Consider the following 17765-nt stretch of genomic DNA (forward strand, 5'->3'; position numbering starts at 1 on the left):
CTTGCCTTCCCTTCATTCCGCCGGTCATCCGCCAGCGCTTATTTCCCGCTGTTGGATACCCAAATCACGTTATCTTCCTCTTGCCCGTTGACCGGCCACCAGTGGAAGCCGTCCTCGGCCAGCAGCTCGCTTGCCGCTTCCGGGCCCCAGGAGCCTGCCGGGTAATGCAACAAATCGCTCTTGTCCTCGCGCCACGCCTGCGCGATTCGGTCCACGAATTCCCAAGCCTGGGACACTTCGTCCCAGCGGGTGAAATACGTGGAATCGCCGCGCGCCGCGTCGAAGATCAGGCGCTCGTACGCTTCGGGCGTGTTGAGGCCGATCTGGCAGCTTTGGCAAAATTCCATCGCGACCGGCTGAACGGAATTGTTCTCGCCGGGCGTCTTCGCGTTCACTTTAATATAAATGCCTTCAAGCGGATTGACGCGAATGACGAGCAGGTTCGGCGCCAGGTCGTGGCGCTGCGCGAACAGCACGTTCTGCGGCATCGACTTGAACTCGATGACGACCTCGGTCGTCTTGACCGGCAGACGTTTGCCCGTCCGGATATAGAACGGAACGCCGGCCCAGCGGAAGTTATCGACGAACACTTTGGCGGCAAAATACGTCTCCGTCGTCGATTCCTCGTTCACCGAATCTTCCTGGCGGTAGCCCGGGAGCGCATTGCCCTTCAGGCTGCCTTCGGTATATTGGCCGCGGACGACCTTCGCGCGCACGTCGTCGCCGGACGTATAGCCGCGCAAGGAGCGAAGCACCTTCACCTTCTCGTCGCGGATATCTTCGCCGTGCAGGCGGCTTGGCGGCTCCATGGCGATCATCGTCAGCATCTGGAGCATATGGTTCTGCCCCATGTCGCGAAGCGCGCCGGACTTGTCGTAGTAGCCGCCGCGGTCTTCGACGCCGACCGTCTCGGACAACGTAATCTGTACGTTCGCGATATGGCGATTGTTCCACAAAGGCTCAAAAAACGCGTTGGCGAACCGGATCACCTGAATGTTCTGAACCATTTCCTTGCCCAAGTAGTGGTCGATCCGGTAAATTTCCTCTTCCTTGAACACTTGGCTGATCTGCTCGTTCAGCTTCTGCGCGGACGGCAGATCGTACCCGAACGGCTTCTCGATCACGACGCGGTGCCAGCCGGCCGATTCCAGCAATCCGCCGTCGCGAAGATTGAACGATACCGGGCCGAACAGCGACGGAGCAAGCGCCAGATAGAACAGCCGGTTGCCCGGGATGCTGTACTTCGCGTCCAGCTGATCCGACAGGCGGCTCAGCTCGCGGAAGCCTTCCACGTCGTTAATGTCGAGCGACATGTAGACGAAATGCTCCGCGAAGCGGTTCCACAGCTCGGCGTCGTCCGCTTTGTAGCGGCAAAACTCGACGATCGACTCGTACAGGTCCGCGCGGAATTGCTCGTTCGTCCGGGGACGCCTTGCCAGCCCGACGACGGCGAAGTTTTCCGACAGCTTGCCTTCTTTATATAAACTGAATAGGGCGGGAAACAGCTTGCGCCTTGCCAAGTCGCCTGTCGCGCCGAATAGGTAGTAAACGGCTCCTTCTGCGGAGACGGATTCCACGTGATTTTCGTAGGTCATTTGCCTCATTCTTTCCTGTGAATTTTTAGACAGCTTTACATGGTATGTAGTTTAACATATTCATCCTTAATTCGCTATTCGGCAGGCCACAAAAAATAGCGGAATCGGCGCCGGCTATTCGGGGCGCGGCATGCTTGAATCCCCCTCTTCCCCCATGCCGCCGTAATCGCCAGTTATAACCGGTATGCCAAGGGCGAGCGCCGTTTTTCCCGTCTCCGTCTCCCGGTGGGCGGCAACCTGCAAGTTCGCCGTTTTCCCTCTGCCGGCTTCGATGCCGGAGCGCAGCTTGCCCGTATAGAACGTTTCGCTCACCGTCCCCCCGTCCTCGTACCGGTCCACGGACTCCGCGTTCGCCAGCTTCATCATTTGACGGACGGGGTCTTCGCTCTCCGCTTTGCCCTGCGCCTTCAGACTGCTTGCGAAATCGCCCCCGCCCCTCGCCAGCTCCTCCGATAACGAAGCGGCCGATTCGAGCAGCATGCTCCGGTCTCGCAGCAGCGTCCGCTCCGTCTGCAGCAGCAGCATTAGCCGCTCGCCCGCTTCATCCTCCTGTACGAGACTGAGCGAGAGGCGTCCTCCGTATGCCGGGACGACGCCCGATACCGTTTTCCCTTCGTTCTGCACGAGCTTGTCCAGCGACTCCCCCTTCTCGTCCGTGAACAGCTTCGGCGCGAGCGCCGCCATCGTCCCGGATCGCCCGGATACGTCCCATCGGATCGTCCAGTCGGCAGCCTTCGAGCCCCCTTCGAACTGCCCGTCGCCCCATTCCCAGAGCGTCTGCAGATCATGTCGCAGCGCCTGCACGGCGGCCGTCGCCTCTCCTCCCTCCTTCCCGTCCTCGATCAACCCCCATGCCGCGCCGGCCGCGATGACGAGCAGCGCCAGCGCGATGCCCGCCCTCGTGCGCCCCGCCCGCCTTCGGCCGGCCGGCGACTTCCTGCCGGGCATCGTTCCTTTTGGAATGTACATGAAATTCATCTCCTATTCTCCTTGGAATGGGTGAACATCCATACACGTTTGCCTTTAGGTGAATACACTGGTTGCAGGATGAACTAAGTTCAATTTTATTGGAGGTGTCACCGGTCAATGGAACGGGTTCCGTTACGCGAAGATATCGTTCATCAATTATGCGGGCTGCCGGTATGCGTCGTCATGAATGACGGTACGCGCCACGTCGGGATATTAAGCTCCTGCGAAGGAGGCAGGCTGGTTTTGAACGCGCACTTGGGCGGAGAAGAGGCAAAGCTTGCCAAAGTGCAGCCGCAGGACAAGAAGAAGAAAAAGGGCGGCAAAGGCAAGAAAGAAGAGCATGCAAGCGAAGGCCAAGCGCAAGCGCAAACGCAAGCGTATCCTTACGATCCGTACGGCTACGGAGGCTATTATCCGTGGGGAGGCGCGCTGGCGCTCGATTTTGCGCTGATCGCGTTATTGTTCCTCTTGATTTGACGGGATGGAGTCGGCGATGCCCGCAAGAAGCGTCGCCGCTCTTTTCGTTTTTTCAAAGTTTGCGGCGCGACAGGTTTCGCCAGCCTTTTCGTTCGATTGTGTAGTATGCTCCGCTTATCCCGACCTTGAGAGGAGCATGAGCCTCGATGACCTCGTCCATCCGCCGGATTCGCGGAATCGAACGGACGGCCGCCTACGCGCCGATCCAGGCGATTCTTCCCTATGCCCATTCCCCTTACCGGGAGGGCGACCCGCAGCTCCCGCAAAGCGCGAAGCACGACATGAACCGGACTTTCCGTCTCGCCGCGGCAGCCGCTTCGGAATGGATTCGGGCCGCCCAAGGCGCACGGCTCGAGCTTGACGAGCTGGCCCGCGAGCCGGATCGCGGGCGGATCGGCGGCCGGACGGCCGACCTGCTGAACCGGCTCGAGCAGGCGCACGGCCGGCATGCCGCCTACTTGCTGCCCGAGCTGTGGGCCGTCGTCGAGCTTTCGCTTGTTCATCCAGGGGCGAAAGCGATCGGTTTGCGCCGCGGCGCGACAGACGGCGCATGGTCCGCCGATGCGGCCGGGTCGTACGGCGCGGAGCGGCTCCGCGGAATCGAGCGGCTGCTGCTTGGCGCGGACGGGCTGCTTGGCGGCATCAAGCATGCCTTAACGTATGCCGACGGCGTAAAAACCGCAGATCTGCTGCGTTCCCGCTTGACGGATACACTGCCATACGCCGTATATTACGGAGCCGCGCAATGCTTTTGGCCGCTTCCCTGCGCCGGGCTGCTGCTCAACCGGACCGTTTGACGCTCGCCAGCTCCGCGTTCCCCTCATCGTCATACGTCTATTATTCGGCCGAGCGACCGTAAATTCCTTCCAAATAAACAGATTCCCCCAGCACTTGCCGGCCATCAAGGAATCAGCAGCACCTCGACCAGCTCCCCGGCCTTGGCTCCGAGCGAGCCTGACGGGATAACCGCTAGCCCGTCCGACTCGGCGATGGAAGCCATCATGCTCGACTTGGAGAAGGCTAGCGGATCGGCGGCGATCCGCCCGTCTGCCTCATAGATTAGCCGCGTCCGCACGTAACGGTCATGGGGGCTCGGCTTGTCGACGGCCGCCGCCAGCCGCGCGGTTACGGCTCGCGGCAGGGCATCCCGCACGCCCTGCATGCGTTGCAGCGCCGGCCGGACGAGGAGCTCGAACCCGACGAAGCAGGCGCCCGGATTGCCGGAGAGCGACAGCAGGAGCTTGTCCCCCAGCATAGCCGCCGACGTCGGGCTTCCCGGACGCATCGCCACGCGGTCGAACAAGACGCGGCAAGCCTGCCTCCCCTCGTCATGGCCGGCGCCCGTCCAGCTGCCGCTCTTGACTCGCCGGATGATGTCGGACATGACGTCGTAATCGCCCACCGATACGCCGCCGGTCGTAACGATCAGATCGGCGTCGTCCCAGACGCGCTCGAGCGCGGCCGCGACCGCGTCGGGGTCGTCGGGCAGCGCGCCGCACAGCATCGGCTCGGCGCCGCTTTGCTCGATCATGGCCGCGACCATCGCGCTGTTGCTGTCGCGGATCCGGCCCGGCGCAAGCGGCGCCGCAACCGGCAGCAATTCGCTGCCGGTCGCGAACACCGCGACGCGCGGGCGCTTCTGCACCGGCACCTCGGCATAGCCGAACGTGCCGAGCAGCGCCACATGCCCCGGCCGCACGACCGTGCCGGGCGCGGCTAGCGCGGCCCCGAGGCGGAATTCCTCGCCTCGGGGCGCGATGTTCTGGCCGGGCCGGGCGGCGCGCTTGATCAGCACCGCCGCCGCCCCGCCCGGCAGAGTCGCTTCCGCGGTCTGCTCGAGCATGACGACCGCGTCCGCTCCTTCGGGCACCGCCGCGCCTGTCATGATGCGCGCGGCCGTGCCCGCTTCCACGGCCGCCAGGGCGATCCCGCCCGCCGCGACCGAGTCGACGACGCGCAGCGTCGCCGGCATCTCCGGCGACGCCTGCGCCGTATCCGCCGCGCGCACGGCGTAGCCGTCGAGCCCCGCGCGCGCGAAAGGCGGCCAATCGCTTGACGCGCACAGCGTCTGCGCAAGCCTCCGGCCGCCGCTCTCCCGCAGCGGCACGAGCTCGCTGCCGCAGCGAAGCCCGTCCGCCGCGGCGAGCACGAGCCGCTGCGCTTCCCCAACCTTGACCGCCCGCCGGTTGAATCGGCCGGACGTCCCTGTTCCACACTCCTCTGCCACGCTGCAAACCTCCCGCCGCTTTTTTACATGTCACTTACTCTGACATGCCGTTTACGAATAGTTTACTATGTATGATAAAATAAAACCAAGCGGATTTTTGCATCGTTATCATCTCATAACCGTTCCGCAGAAGGAGGCCCCATGCCGCAGCCAGCTTCGCAAGCCCCGATCGTCGTCCAAATCGTCGGATACAAAAATACCGGCAAAACCACGTTGGTTTGCCGGCTGATCGAATATTTTAAACAAGCGGGTTACAAAGTAGGGACGATAAAGCGCGACGCGCATGAGTTCCAAATCGATACGCCAGGCACCGATACGTGGAAGCACCAGGAAGCCGGGGCGGATATGACCGCCATCACCTCGGCTACGAGAACCGCGGTCATGAAGCGGAGCCCCGAGCCGCTGGCGCGGCTGATCGATCAATTGCGGGAGGCGGACGTCATCCTCGTCGAAGGGTTCAAAACGGACGATTACCCGAAAATCGTCATGATCCGCTCCGTCTCCGACCTCGAGCTATTGCAGGCTGTATCCCGTCCGGTCGCGGCGGCGGTTTGGCCCGGCGCTTTGCCCCCGGACGCGCCTTCCCTCGGCGTGCCGGCGATCGGCATCGACCGCGTCGACGAGCTGTACAGCCTGGCGGTATCGCTAGCCCGTTAACCGGCCCGGACTCGCGTTAATCGGCAATGCCCTGCTTATGGGCGTAAATGGCCGCCTGCGTGCGGTCCTCCACTTCAAGCTTGTTAAAGATGTTCGTAATATGAAATTTCACCGTCTTCACGCCGATGAACAGCTCGTCGGCGATTTCCTGATTCGAGAGCCCCTGCGCGACGCGCTTCAGCACCTCCATCTCCCGATCCGTCAAGTCGTCGTGCAGCGGAGCCTGCTCCTGCTGCTTCGGCTGGCGGAAGCGGTTCATCATTTTGGCGGCTACCTGCGATTCCAGCACCGACTGCCCGCGCGCCGCCGCACGGATCGCGTCGGCGATTTCGGTCGCGCGCGACGTCTTCAGCAAATAGCTGAACGCACCCGCTTCGATGACCGGATACAGCTTGCTGTCGTCGAGGTAACTCGTCAGGACGATGACCTTGCAGTCCGGGTACAGCTCCAGCAGCTTCGCCGTCGTCTCGACGCCGTCCATTCCATCCATCACCAAATCCATCAGCACGACATCCGGTTTGTAGGCTTGCGCCAGCCGGATGCCGTCCATTCCGTTACTGGCTTCTCCTACGACTTCGATTCCTTCCTCCGTGTCGAGCACGGCCGCAAGTCCGATCCGCACCATCTCGTGATCGTCGACAAGCAGCACCTTAACCGGCTGGCTCAATTGCTCAATCGCCTCCACGCTTTGCACCGCTCCTTTTCTATTGTTACCTGTTTATGCTTTCGATTCGCGCAGCCCATCCATCACCGGAACCTTAATATGAATGCGAGTCCCATCTCCCGGCTTCGAGAGCATTTGCAGCGATCCGCCGAGCTCGTTCACCCGCTCTTCCATTGTCAGCAGTCCGTACGACGTCTGCTTCTTTGCTTCGAGATCGAAGCCGATTCCGCTGTCCTGCAAAATCATATGCACGTCGCCGGCGATCTGCTGGAGCCGGATCTCCATCGTATCCGCCTTCGAATGACGCAGCGTATTCGAGAGCGCCTCCTGCGCGATGCGGAACAAATGGTCCTCCGCCTGCGGTTGAAGCACGATCGTTTCGTCGACCTCCAGGACGATCTTCATCGGCACCTTCTGCTTCAGCTCATCCACCAGCAGGATGAGGGCTTGCCCCAAATTTTTGCCGTCCAAATGGACGGGCCGAAGATGGAGCAGAAGCGCGCGCATCTCCGATTGGGCGACGGCCGCCATCTCCTCGATGAGCTGAACTTGGCGCCTCGCCCGCTCCCAGTCCCTTTCGATCGTCCGGCTGACGGCCGTCGCCGTCATCGAAATGGCGAACAGCTGCTGGCTTACCGCGTCGTGCAGCTCGCGCGCGAGCCTCTGCCTCTCCTCGATCACGGCGGTAAACTTCACCTTCGCGGTCCAATTCGGATCGCCCTGCTCCTGCTCCGTCATCTCGCCGTCCGCGGCTTCCCCATTGTCGAGCGTAACCGCGAAGCGCCGCTTCACCTGCTGCTCGGTCAGCCGCTTGATCGCTTCCTTCAGTCTGGAGTTTTGCAGATACGTGTTCATCGCCGCCGCGGCCAAGCCCGCGCCGACGATCGTCAGCCCGACGATCGCCCATTTGCCTTGAAGGGTGAACAGCTCGACGTAGCCGATGCCCTGCAGCACGATTACGACCAGACTGACGATGATCAGGAGCCACAAGATCGTTTCCGTTACGTTGCGCCTGCGGGCCGCATGATTCGGCTGTTCTTCTCTCTGGCCCTTCTCCATACGGCACACTTCCTTCTAAGTATTTCGGAATATCCTTCTACAGCCATTATACTGGTTCGCGATTGTTACACGACAAAACAAGAAATAGCAGACCGCGCGAGCGGTCCGCCGTTTTCTTGGCTTGCCGGCTTATTCTTCGGTTTCGGATTTGCTAAGCGAAGGCGCCTGAGGCTGATTCAGCTTGCTCTTGAGCGCTTGAAGCTGCTCATCCACTTTATGCTGCTTCTCCACGTCTGCCGCGGACAGGCTTCTCGTCGCCGTGCCGCCGCCGTACGAATATGGCGTGCGAAGTACGTCGGCTTCCGCTTCCATCTGCATAATTTTTTCTTCCATCCGGTAGAAGCCGCGGGACGCCGTGCCGCTGTCGATCGTATGGTTAGACGCCAGCTGGGCCATTTGCTTCTGAGCTTTCGCGACCTGGGCGCGGGAAGCGAGCTCGTTGCGCTTGTTGCGCAGCTGATAGAATTCTTCCTTCATCCCATGCAGCTGCTGCATCAACTCTTCGGCTTGCTGCTTCGCTTGCGCATGCAGCTCGACGTATTCCGTCACCTTCTGATCGTAATACAGCTTCTCTTCGAGCAGCTTGCGGGCCATCTCCTCTTGGCCGGCTCTCAGCGCAGCTTCGGCCTTCGATTCGCGATCCGCCGCGCTGCTGACGGCTTCTTCGACGCGCTGCTTCATGCGGCGCTCGTTCGCCATTTGCTTCGCTACCGTTACTTCGGCTTGATGAATCTCCGACTCCATATCGCGGAGATATTGGTTAAGCATAACGACCGGATCTTCCAATTTGTCCAGCGCCTCGTTAAGCGATGCCTTCGTCATGTCCTTCATGCGTTTGAAAATTCCCATATTAAAATTCTCCCTTCTCGTATTTGGCAAGTTTGGCTTTCAATTCTTCGATTTCGCGACGCAATGCTTTTTTCTCCAAATCATCCATCATGCTATCGAATTGCGACGGCGACGGTGCTGGACCCATTCCTTGCTGGGAAGCGTTCCACGGGCCTTGCGGCTGCGGCGGGTTTTTGTAAGGTCCGCCGAATTGCGGCTGCGATCCGTAACCGTTGTTGTAGCCTCCGTTATAACCTCCGCCGTAACCGCCCCCGAAGCCGTTAGGACCGAAGTTCGAATAGAGCGGCGGCTCCTTCGGCACGACCAGGCCTGCGATCAAGTAGATCACGATCACGGCGCCGCTGGTGAAGATCGTTACGACGATGAGCAGAATCCTCAGCAGCGTCGCGTCTACGTTAAACATTTCCGCCAAGCCGCCGCAAAGGCCGAATAGCTTCTTGTCGCGTGACGAGCGGTAAAGTTTTTTCAAGACGACCATCCTTCCTTATCAAGCTTTCGCTTCAGTTGTTCGAGTTCCCGTTCGATGACGGATTGCAGCGTGTTGCCCGCTTCCGTCACGAATTCCTGCCCCATTCTGCGAATGTCGCGCAGACTCTTCGCCTCGTGCTCCAGGTCGCTGATTCTATCTTCCATTCTTCTGAATGCGGCGCCCGGCTGCACGCCTTGCTCGCCGAAGCCGGCTTGGTAGCGGCTGTTCATTCGCTGCTGAAGCCTTAGCGACTCCATTCGGGCAGCATAGTACTCGCGTTTATCGTATACCGTCTGGTATTCGCTGCGCATCTCGCGAAGCTGGTCTTCCAGGTCGATCGTGTTCTGCCGGCTTTGCTCGTAGAGCTCGCGGTATTGCGCCGAGCGCTCCTCGGCGCTTGCCTTCTCGTGAAGCGCGATGCGGGCCATGTTTTCCTCGCCGGCCTTGAGCGCCGTAAGCGCTTGATTCTCGCGTCTTTCCTTCTGCTGCTCCGCTTGCAGCCACTGCGCCTTCAGGTGATTGCTGTGTGCCGTGTACTGCTGGTACAGCTTCTCGGCTTGAATAATGTCTTCCCTCGTCGACCATAAGAACTGGTCGATCATGCGTACCGGATCTTCCGATTTCTCCAGCCTTTCGTTCAGGGTGGCAACCGTAATGTCGCGCACTCGCTTCATAATACTCATGAAATGTCCTCCAATCTATTATCGATCGCGGCTCTTAATAGACGCTGCGTTTGTTTTTCTTGAAAAGGCTGACGCCCGCTACGATGAGTCCGATGGCCAACAGCAGGATGATAATGCCGCCCAGCTTACCGAACAAGATCATCGCGCCGATTGCGATAAGTATGCCGCCGATCCATTTCTTGCCGTTCGTCCATCCTAAGATCCCGAATCCGAGCAATATAAACGGAAGCAGGAATCCGAGTATCGCGCCGAAATTAACGCCGATGAAATTAAGTACCGCGATGCCGCCGACGACGACGAGCAAAACCCCCAAAGCGCTTTTTCCATTCATGTTCAAATTCATCTCCTTTCGACTTTTAGTATCAACCCGAGTTGCTTCTCTTGTGCTTGTTGTGGTTCCTCTTGCTTATGTACTTAGTTTAGGGCAATTTCAAAGTTTATAAAACGGACCTTCGGCGGTTTTCGCACTGGACTTAGGTCGAGTCGCCCGCCCGCCTGCGGGAGCAAAGCCGCTTTTTACCGCACGGTAGAGCCGTTAAAACGGTAGAAGAACAAACAGCGCCGGCCAAGCGGGATTCCGCTGGACCGGCACTGTATGACACGGCTTATTGCCTATTTGCTTGCGAGGAACTTATCGAATTGCGTCTGCTTCTCCTCGATGATTTTGTCGATGCCCGCCGCCTTCAGCTTCTCGATATATTCCGGAAGCACCTTGTCGACGTCGACCGATCCCGTTTCGAGCGCGATGAGGTACTGGGAATCGACGTTGACGATGGCGCCGACCTCCGCCTTCACCGAATCGCTGTTGAAGACGAAACCGAGACCCGGCGATACTTTCGCGTTTTGGTTGAATTCCTTGTACTGCGCCCATTTATCCGGATCCTCGGACTCCCATACGTAGTTCAAGAATTGGCTCCCGAGCATCCAGGCCGCTCCCGGCGAGTAGCTTTTCGTATTGTCCGTCGGCTTGATGATCTCTTCGCTCGCTTTCTCGTAATGATCGCCCTCGATGCCGAAGTTCAGCAGGTTGTTCAAATACTTATCCGTATGAAGCAGGTTGATGAACATCATAGCGCGCTCCGGATCGCCGGAAGTCGTGGATACCGCCAGCATCGCTCCCGCCGTTTCCGACGTAGCGATCGTTTTCTCGTTGAGCGGAATTTGGGCCAGCTTGCCGATGAGCCCCGTCTGGTTCTCGATCTCGGCGTATTTGCCCGGCTTGAGCGAAGAAGTCATCGCAAAAACGTTGCCGGCCTTCATGGCGTCGGTGTTCATCGTCTGGTTCGTAGCCGCATCGCTGTTAATGTAGCCCTTCTTATAAAATTCGCGGGTAATTTTGAGCGTATCGACATAGCGCGGCAGCTCGTAGGACGGGACGACCTTCGTGCTGTCCGAGTCCTTCAGGATCATGCCCGGAATCGACGTGTCGCCCAGGGCGTCGTAGTTGCCGAGGTAATGCGAGTTGAACGTTTCGCCTTCCTTCAAGTACAGCGGCGTCATGCCCGGCTTGCCATCCTTGACCGCCTTGAAGACGGCGTCGAGGTCCGCGATCGTTATGACCTGCGTCATATCGATGCCGAGCTCTTCGGCGATATCCTTGCGGTAAATAATGCCGCCCTGCGCCGCCAGCTCCTTATTCGTCGGCACGCCGTAGTTTTTGCCGTCGATCTTCGAGCCTTCGAGGAAAGCTGGATCGAGCGATTCGACGATGCCCTGGCCGTGCGATTCGAGCAGCGGACCGAGGTCCTTGAAGGCGCCCTTCGCCACGTTGACCGCATACTTCTGCCATTGGGCGGTAAATACGACGTCGACCTTCTCGCGGGAAGCGATCATCAGGTTCAGCTTATCCTCCCACGGACCCCAGTCGATCGGCGCGATGTCGATCGTCGCGTTGATCTTCTCGGTCAAATACGTATTCATCGCTTCTTCGACCTTCTTCTCGTCCGCCTGCGGAGCGCCCGTATAAACGAGCTTCAGCTCATAAGGCTTCAGGTCGGATGCGCCCGCAGCCGGCTTCGACGCTTGCGGTTCCGCCGATTCCGCGGCGTTCGTCGCCTGATCCCCGCCCGTCGTATCGTTGGCGCCGCCCGCGCTTTTGCCGCCGGAGCAAGCGCTGAACAGGAGCATGGCGACTAGCATTACGATAATTGCGCTAAACCTCTTTTTTCTCATTTGAACCATAGACCGATTGACCTCCCTAAAAATGATGATGACGCTATGCTCATCCGGCCATGGCCGGCTGTAGCCGGTGCTCGATTACCCTTTAACCGCGCCTACCGTTAATCCTTTGACGAAATATTTCTGGAAAAACGGGTAGGCGAATACGATCGGTCCGATGCCGACGATGGCCATCGCCATCCGCACCGTTTCGTTCGGATACGAGACGACGCCGCCGGCGGCCGAAATCGCGGCTACCGCATTGCTGTTGCTCGCCATGAACTGAATGTTAAGCAGCGTCTTGTACATTAAATACTGAATGCTGAGCGTCTTGTCGTCCGTGATGAACACAAGGCTGAGGAACCAGTCGTTCCAATAATTCAGCGTGCTGAACAGCGCCACGGTCGCCAGAACCGGCAGCGAGAGCGGCATGACGATTTGAAAGAAAATCCGAAGCTCGCCCGCGCCGTCGATTTTGGCCGACTCCAACACCGCGCTTGGGATCGTCTGCTGGAAGAAGGTCCTTATAATAAGAACGAAGAAGGCGGATACAATAAGCGGTAGAATGAGCGCCCAAATATTGTTGCGCAGCTCCAGCATTTGCACGTATACGAGATACCAAGGCACTAATCCTCCGTTGAACAGCATCGTGAAGAAGATGAAGAAGGTAAAAAACTTGCGCTGCGGGAAATCCGTCCGCGAGATCGGGTACGCATACAGCGACATCACGATCAGGCTGATCAACGTACCCACTACGGTCACGAAGAACGTTACGCCGTATGACCGCAATATTTGCCGCCAATCCTCAAGCAGAAACTCGTATGCCGTCAAATCGATCCGGTTCGGAATGAAGCTGTAGCCCATCGTCAAAATATCCTGTTCGTTGGATAGCGACACCATCACGATGAGCACAAGCGGTAGAATACAGCATAGCGAATAAATCGTAAAGAAAATATTGATGAGCGAATTGGCGACCGGCGATACGCCGTTGAACGGGTTCGGCCCCGACCTTCTTTTGACTGCTTCCATTATGGCTCCTCCTGAACGTTCTTCTTTTTGCCCTAGAACAGCGCTTTATCTTTATCGATTCTGCGAACGACCCAATTGGAGACGAACACGAGAATGAAGCCGCATATCGATTGATACAAGCCTGCCGCCGATGACAGCCCTACGTCGCCAAGCGCGATGAACGTCCGGTAGACGTACGTGTCGATAACGTTCGTGACCGGGAAGAGCGGACCCGATTCCCTCGGCACTTGGAAGAACAAGCCGAAATCCGCGTAGAAAATGCGCCCGATCTGCAGCAGCGTCATAATGATCATCATCGGCACGAGCAGCGGGATCGTGATGCTTTTGATCTGCTGCCACTTGCTGGCCCCGTCGATCGTGGCCGCCTCGTAATATTCGTCGTCGAAGCCGATGACGGCCGCCAAGTAAATGACGGCGTAGTAGCCGACGTTTTTCCACGTATTGACGAGCGGGAGGAGATACGGCCATACCTCCTTCTGGAAGTACCATTGCACCGGCTCGAGGCCGAACGATTTCATGACCGTCGTATTGACGAACCCATGCGTATCGTGCAGGAAGCCGTAGACGAGGTAGCTGACGACGACCATCGACAGGAAGTACGGCAGGAACAGAATCGTCTGATGGACCTTTGCGAAAAATTTGTTTCTCATCTCGTTAAGGAAAATGGCGAACGCGACCGGCACGACCAGGTTCAGCACGATGAACGCCGCATTGTACAAAATCGTGTTGCGGGTTATGATCCACGCATCCGTCGTTTTGAACAAATATTGAAAGTTGTCGAGCCCTACCCACGGGCTTTTGAGCATGCCGATTTCATAATTGACGCTTTTGAAGGCGATCAGCACCCCGAGCATCGGGATGTAGTTGTTCAGGATCAAAAATGCCGCGCCGGGCAGCATCATGACGTAGAAAACCCAATATTTTTTCATGTTGCGAACGAGCGCCATACGTTTCCCCCTCAAGCCGAAAGTCGTTGCTTTGTTTCTGTAACGTACTTTCATTGTAAAAAAAACGACGCCCGATGATCTATCGGCGTCGTGACTTTGTTAACGCTGGAATGACTTCTTACGTTTGCTGCGTTTTTTTTCGGTATTCCTGCGGCGTTAATCCGGTTTCCTTCTTGAACAGCTTCGAAAAATGCGAAAAATTCGAATAGCCTACCGACACCGCAATGTCGCTGATCCGGATGTTCGTAGACTCAAGCTCGGATTTCGCCTTCGCGATGCGCACCTCGACCAGATAGTCGGTCAACGACCGTCCCGTCTCCCTGCGGAATAGCCTCGACAAGTAGGCCGGGTTCAAATAAACGGCTTCGGCCGCCTGCTCGCGGCTGAATTCCTCGTGCAGATGCTCCTCGATATGGCGCCTCACCTTCTCGATGACATGCGATGCTTCCTTCCCTCCCTGCCGCGCATACTCAGACGTAAGGGCGCATAGCTGATGCGTCCACGCCCGCAGCCTGGGAATCGACTTCAACGCCTGCCCGCCTTCCTCCCACTCTCCGTTCGGGAAGACGTCCGTCGGTTGAACCGACCGTTTGTGCAGCCATTGAAACACCATGTTCATGAAACCGAAATAAAACGACGCCATAAACGCGTAATCGGCGCTGTGCTCCTGCATCCGGTCGAAGCAGTCGTCGATCCGATGCGAGAGCTCCCTCCGCTTCCCCAGCTCCAGAAGAAGGGCCCAGTCGGAGAAATGAAAGTGGAGCGGCGCGCCGTCGAATGCCTTCTTCGTATATTCCCGTTCCAAAATAACGGTGCCGATTCCGCTAATATTGCTCTTCTCCAACTCCAGCAGCCGCAGCGTGTTTTCCCTGGCCTGCTGGACCGATACCGGAAGACCGATGTAACAGGACAATCGGCAATGTAACAGCCGGCCGCACTGCCCGATAAAATGCGCGCACCGCTCCGCGACCGCCGCGTCCGTCTCCGCCCCAGCATCGTAGAAGACAATATAGAGAATGCCGCTTCCGTCCTGCACGACATGCCCGTCGCTTCCGTGCAGGACAAGCTCCTCGGCCGCGTTCTTCACGCCGTACGTCATGATCTCCTCGTCGCGCGCCGACCACTCCTCCCGCCATTGCTCGATGCTGATCAACACGATGCGTATGCCGCTATCGGCCTTAAGCGGGATGCCGTACGTCGCCATCGCCGGTTCAAGCCGATTCGCGAGCGCGGAAATCCGGTAGTGGAATACGTCCTGCCAGAAGCGCTCGACAAGCACCGGCCGCTGCTTATTCCACTGCTCGTAGTACGTCTGGTAGGCGCTGCGGATCTCCGACTGCTGCCGCTGCTCCTTGACTTTCTCGATCGCGCCCTCAATGCAGCCCTTAAGCTGCGCATGATCGATCGGCTTCAGCAAATAATCGAAGCAATCGAGCTGCACCGCTTGCTGCGCGAATTTAAAATCGGCGTGCCCGGTCAAGAATAGCGTAACCGTCTCCGGGCTGTTCTCGTTCACCCACCGCAGCAGCTCAATTCCGTTTTCATTCGGCATGTCGATGTCCGATAGCAGAATATCGATCCGGTTGTCCGCAAACAGCTCTTTCGCTTCCTCCGCGTCATAAGCGGCGAACATGCCCGCGATGGGCAGGTCCGACCAGTCGATGCCGTGCGTAATGCCCCGAATGGCAAGCTCCTCGTCATCGACGATCAATACGTTATACATTTGGTTTCACTCCCTCGGGCGGCCTCGGAAATACGATCGTTACGGTCGCTCCGGCTCCATCCTCCGCGTTTTGAAATTGAATCGAAGCTGTGCTTCCGTAGAGCAAAGATAAGCGATGCATGACATTAATGATGCCGTGGCTCGCGTTGCCGTCCTTTTCGACCGGCTGATTGAGCTGAAGCTTGCGCAAGACGTCCTCCGGAAACCCCGTTCCGTTGTCCGTGATCGACAAGCGGACCGAGGATTGTACCGCAGGGCCCTCTTCGATTACTTCCGCTTTAATGCAGATAAGAAACAGCTTTCTCCGGTTTTTGAAGCCGTGGATAATGGCGTTTTCAACGAAAGGCTGCACGGTCAGCGCGGCGATCGGATACGATCGAATCGGCTCCGGCACCTCAAAGATACAGTCCAGCTTGCCCGGAAACCTCATCTTCTGGATCGTGATGTAATTTTCGATATGCGACAGTTCCTCGCCAAGCGTAAGCATGTCCCGGTTCGCGCGCATAATGAAACGAAAATAATCGGCGAGATGCAGCGACATTTTTTTGACGGATTCCGTGTCGTTCAAGGCGGCAAGATTATAAATGATGTTGAGACTGTTCATATAAAAATGCGGGTTGATCTGCGCCTGCAGCTGCCTTAGCTCACCTTGCTTCACGCGCAGCTGCTCCTCGTAAACGCCGATCTTCAGCGTCTTGATTTGCTCCGCCATCGTATTGAACGTATTGCCGAGAAAAGCGAATTCCATCGTTTTTCCCGTATTTAGCCGGACATCGAGCATACCGAGCGATATTTTTTTCATCCCGGCGATCAACTCATGGAACGGCTTAAAGAGCATTTTCCGCAAGAAAATCAAATATAAGCTCAAAATGACAATGAAGCCGAAAGGCGCAAACAATGCGACGTTTTGGAAAAACATCAAATTGCGAAGCAGCGTCTCCTCGGGCACGATGACCTGATAGGCGATACTGGCCATGCTGGTTAATCGGTTCATGACCAAATACGATTTGCCCGTTGCTTCATTGGTGATCGAATGGTACAGGTCGTCCTTGATCGTGCCGTCCCACGCGACCGGAGGCTCCGCTTCCGTCAAAATAGCTTTCAGCGCGTTGCCTTCGCGACTATAAATGCTGCTGTGGCCGATATCCCCGTCGCTCCATTGGATGGAGAGCAGCTGGTTAATGTCCCTTATCCGGATAATCGCTCCCGCATAAAGCCCATCCGTCACTTCGACGCTGTTCATCAGAAAATAATGCCCCGGCATCCGCTCGTCATATCGAACCTCCCAGCGCCGGTCGCTGTCGGCCGGAGTACGGCTCTTCCTGGCCAACTCCGGCATATGCGTCTCCACGATCGACCTGGCGACGTTATATTCGCTGTCGGTACCGAAGATCGTATCCCCTTCGTGGTACAGAAACACCGTATCGATTAAGCTGTAGACACCGACGTCGCGCTTAAGCTTGCCGTCAATGCGGATCTTGGTCAGCGTGTACAGGTCGCTAACCATCGGAAAAGACATCAAAAGCCCAACGTCGACGTCAAGAATCGACATGTCGAGCAAATAGTTGTCGATCTCCTTCAAATTTTGATCGGTTTGCTTGACGAAGATGTCGAGCGTATTGCGGTAAGTCTCGGTCATCTTGGCCCTGACGATATCCCGCGCTGTAAAATGGTTGATCAACATAAAGATCAAAATCGGCAGCATCACCGCCATAAAACCGATGATTAAGCTTGTCCGGATCGAATGACCGAATTTCAAGGGCTGCGTTCCTCCGTTCGTCTCTTGTCGATTCCTATTTTAGCATTTAAAGCGTTTACGCAATATAAAATCTTTACTGGCTTAAGTAGCTGAACGTGTGTATAAAGATTATGTAAAGAGAGCATTATAATATCGACGGTGTGAAGAGAGGTGTGGTTCCGTTGGACCTTTTGGGACTTGGACTGCAGGAGGCATTTATTTAACCACTTAACTATTATGGAAGCGAGGGGTTGTGTCGCAGAGCATCTCTGAAACACACACGCTCTGTAACGATCCGTTAAAGGCGGAAAACGAGCGAGCGGTGCCCGAAATTTTCAAAGTAAAGTGCGATATATGAAGACTCAACGATCAAACACCGTCGGGAGAGCCCCTAAAAAGGCTCTCTTTTCTTTTGCCTCCTATTCGCCCGAAACAAATCGAGTAGGCCTATGCGCAAGCGCATAGGCCTCTCACAGATCCGGACGTGCGGGTCGTCGCATCCGGCTCCTCCATGATTATCCC

Annotated in this window: 17 protein-coding genes; 3 read left to right on the forward strand and 14 right to left on the reverse strand. The window is 57.3% G+C overall.

Features of this window, described 5'->3' with window-relative positions; all coding sequences use genetic code 11:
- Positions 1 to 38 precede the first annotated feature (38 nt).
- Positions 39 to 1595, reverse strand: a complete 1557-nt coding sequence (zwf, locus tag IDH41_RS04590; protein ID WP_190858702.1) for a glucose-6-phosphate dehydrogenase — start codon at positions 1593 to 1595, stop codon at positions 39 to 41.
- A gap of 114 nt (positions 1596 to 1709) precedes the next feature.
- Positions 1710 to 2564, reverse strand: a complete 855-nt coding sequence (locus tag IDH41_RS04595) for a YwmB family TATA-box binding protein (RefSeq protein ID WP_190858704.1) — start codon at positions 2562 to 2564, stop codon at positions 1710 to 1712.
- Positions 2565 to 2681: 117 nt separating this feature from the next.
- Here IDH41_RS04595 and IDH41_RS04600 point away from each other — a divergent pair, with 117 nt between their 5' ends.
- Both IDH41_RS04600 and IDH41_RS04605 read left to right on the forward strand, forming a co-directional pair.
- Complete coding sequence (locus IDH41_RS04600) at positions 2682 to 3041, forward strand: hypothetical protein (RefSeq protein WP_190858706.1); 360 nt, start codon at positions 2682 to 2684, stop codon at positions 3039 to 3041.
- Positions 3042 to 3187: 146 nt separating this feature from the next.
- Positions 3188 to 3838 carry a hypothetical protein gene (locus IDH41_RS04605; protein WP_190858708.1) on the forward strand — a complete coding sequence of 217 codons (651 nt, stop codon included), beginning with the start codon at positions 3188 to 3190 and terminating at the stop codon, positions 3836 to 3838.
- Between the two features lie 104 nt (positions 3839 to 3942).
- Here the strand turns inward: IDH41_RS04605 and IDH41_RS04610 are convergent, their stop codons facing one another.
- Positions 3943 to 5268, reverse strand: coding sequence for a molybdopterin molybdotransferase MoeA (locus tag IDH41_RS04610; RefSeq protein ID WP_190858710.1), 1326 nt, complete (start codon positions 5266 to 5268; stop codon positions 3943 to 3945).
- 141 nt (positions 5269 to 5409) lie between these two features.
- Here IDH41_RS04610 and mobB point away from each other — a divergent pair, with 141 nt between their 5' ends.
- A complete protein-coding gene (gene mobB, locus IDH41_RS04615) occupies positions 5410 to 5925 on the forward strand; it encodes a molybdopterin-guanine dinucleotide biosynthesis protein B (RefSeq protein WP_190858712.1) in 516 nt (171 codons plus the stop codon).
- A gap of 16 nt (positions 5926 to 5941) precedes the next feature.
- Here mobB and IDH41_RS04620 read toward each other — a convergent pair whose 3' ends face one another.
- From IDH41_RS04620 to IDH41_RS04670, 11 genes are all read right to left on the reverse strand, one after another.
- Complete coding sequence (locus IDH41_RS04620) at positions 5942 to 6592, reverse strand: response regulator (RefSeq protein ID WP_190858744.1); 651 nt, start codon at positions 6590 to 6592, stop codon at positions 5942 to 5944.
- A gap of 51 nt (positions 6593 to 6643) precedes the next feature.
- Positions 6644 to 7648, reverse strand: coding sequence for a sensor histidine kinase (locus IDH41_RS04625; protein WP_190858714.1), 1005 nt, complete (start codon positions 7646 to 7648; stop codon positions 6644 to 6646).
- A 129-nt stretch (positions 7649 to 7777) separates the two neighbouring features.
- A complete protein-coding gene (locus IDH41_RS04630) occupies positions 7778 to 8497 on the reverse strand; it encodes a PspA/IM30 family protein (RefSeq protein WP_190858716.1) in 720 nt (239 codons plus the stop codon).
- A gap of 1 nt (position 8498) precedes the next feature.
- Entirely contained in the window at positions 8499 to 8975 is a 477-nt protein-coding gene (locus IDH41_RS04635; protein ID WP_190858720.1) for a PspC domain-containing protein, read from the reverse strand.
- The gene (locus IDH41_RS04640; protein WP_190858722.1) at positions 8963 to 9649 is read right to left on the reverse strand and encodes a PspA/IM30 family protein; all 687 of its coding nucleotides are present in this window, start codon (positions 9647 to 9649) and stop codon (positions 8963 to 8965) included. Before IDH41_RS04640 ends, IDH41_RS04635 begins: the two co-directional genes overlap by 13 nt.
- A 34-nt stretch (positions 9650 to 9683) precedes the next feature.
- Positions 9684 to 9980, reverse strand: coding sequence for a LiaF transmembrane domain-containing protein (locus tag IDH41_RS04645; RefSeq protein WP_190858723.1), 297 nt, complete (start codon positions 9978 to 9980; stop codon positions 9684 to 9686).
- Between the two features lie 281 nt (positions 9981 to 10261).
- Entirely contained in the window at positions 10262 to 11830 is a 1569-nt protein-coding gene (locus IDH41_RS04650) for an ABC transporter substrate-binding protein (RefSeq protein ID WP_190858725.1), read from the reverse strand.
- 75 nt (positions 11831 to 11905) lie between these two features.
- Positions 11906 to 12835 (reverse strand): carbohydrate ABC transporter permease, encoded by a 930-nt coding sequence (locus IDH41_RS04655; RefSeq protein WP_190858726.1) that lies wholly within the window; start codon positions 12833 to 12835, stop codon positions 11906 to 11908.
- Between the two features lie 32 nt (positions 12836 to 12867).
- The gene (locus IDH41_RS04660) at positions 12868 to 13782 is read right to left on the reverse strand and encodes an ABC transporter permease (protein WP_223829443.1); all 915 of its coding nucleotides are present in this window, start codon (positions 13780 to 13782) and stop codon (positions 12868 to 12870) included.
- A gap of 118 nt (positions 13783 to 13900) precedes the next feature.
- Positions 13901 to 15505 carry a helix-turn-helix domain-containing protein gene (locus tag IDH41_RS04665; protein WP_190858728.1) on the reverse strand — a complete coding sequence of 535 codons (1605 nt, stop codon included), beginning with the start codon at positions 15503 to 15505 and terminating at the stop codon, positions 13901 to 13903.
- On the reverse strand, positions 15498 to 17264 hold the full coding sequence (locus IDH41_RS04670; RefSeq protein WP_190858729.1) for a sensor histidine kinase: 1767 nt from the start codon (positions 17262 to 17264) through the stop codon (positions 15498 to 15500). The genes IDH41_RS04665 and IDH41_RS04670 overlap by 8 nt, the downstream gene beginning before the upstream one ends.
- Positions 17265 to 17765 lie beyond the last annotated feature (501 nt).

This window comes from Paenibacillus arenilitoris (assembly GCF_014705655.1).
Lineage (GTDB): Bacteria > Bacillota > Bacilli > Paenibacillales > Paenibacillaceae > Pristimantibacillus > Pristimantibacillus arenilitoris.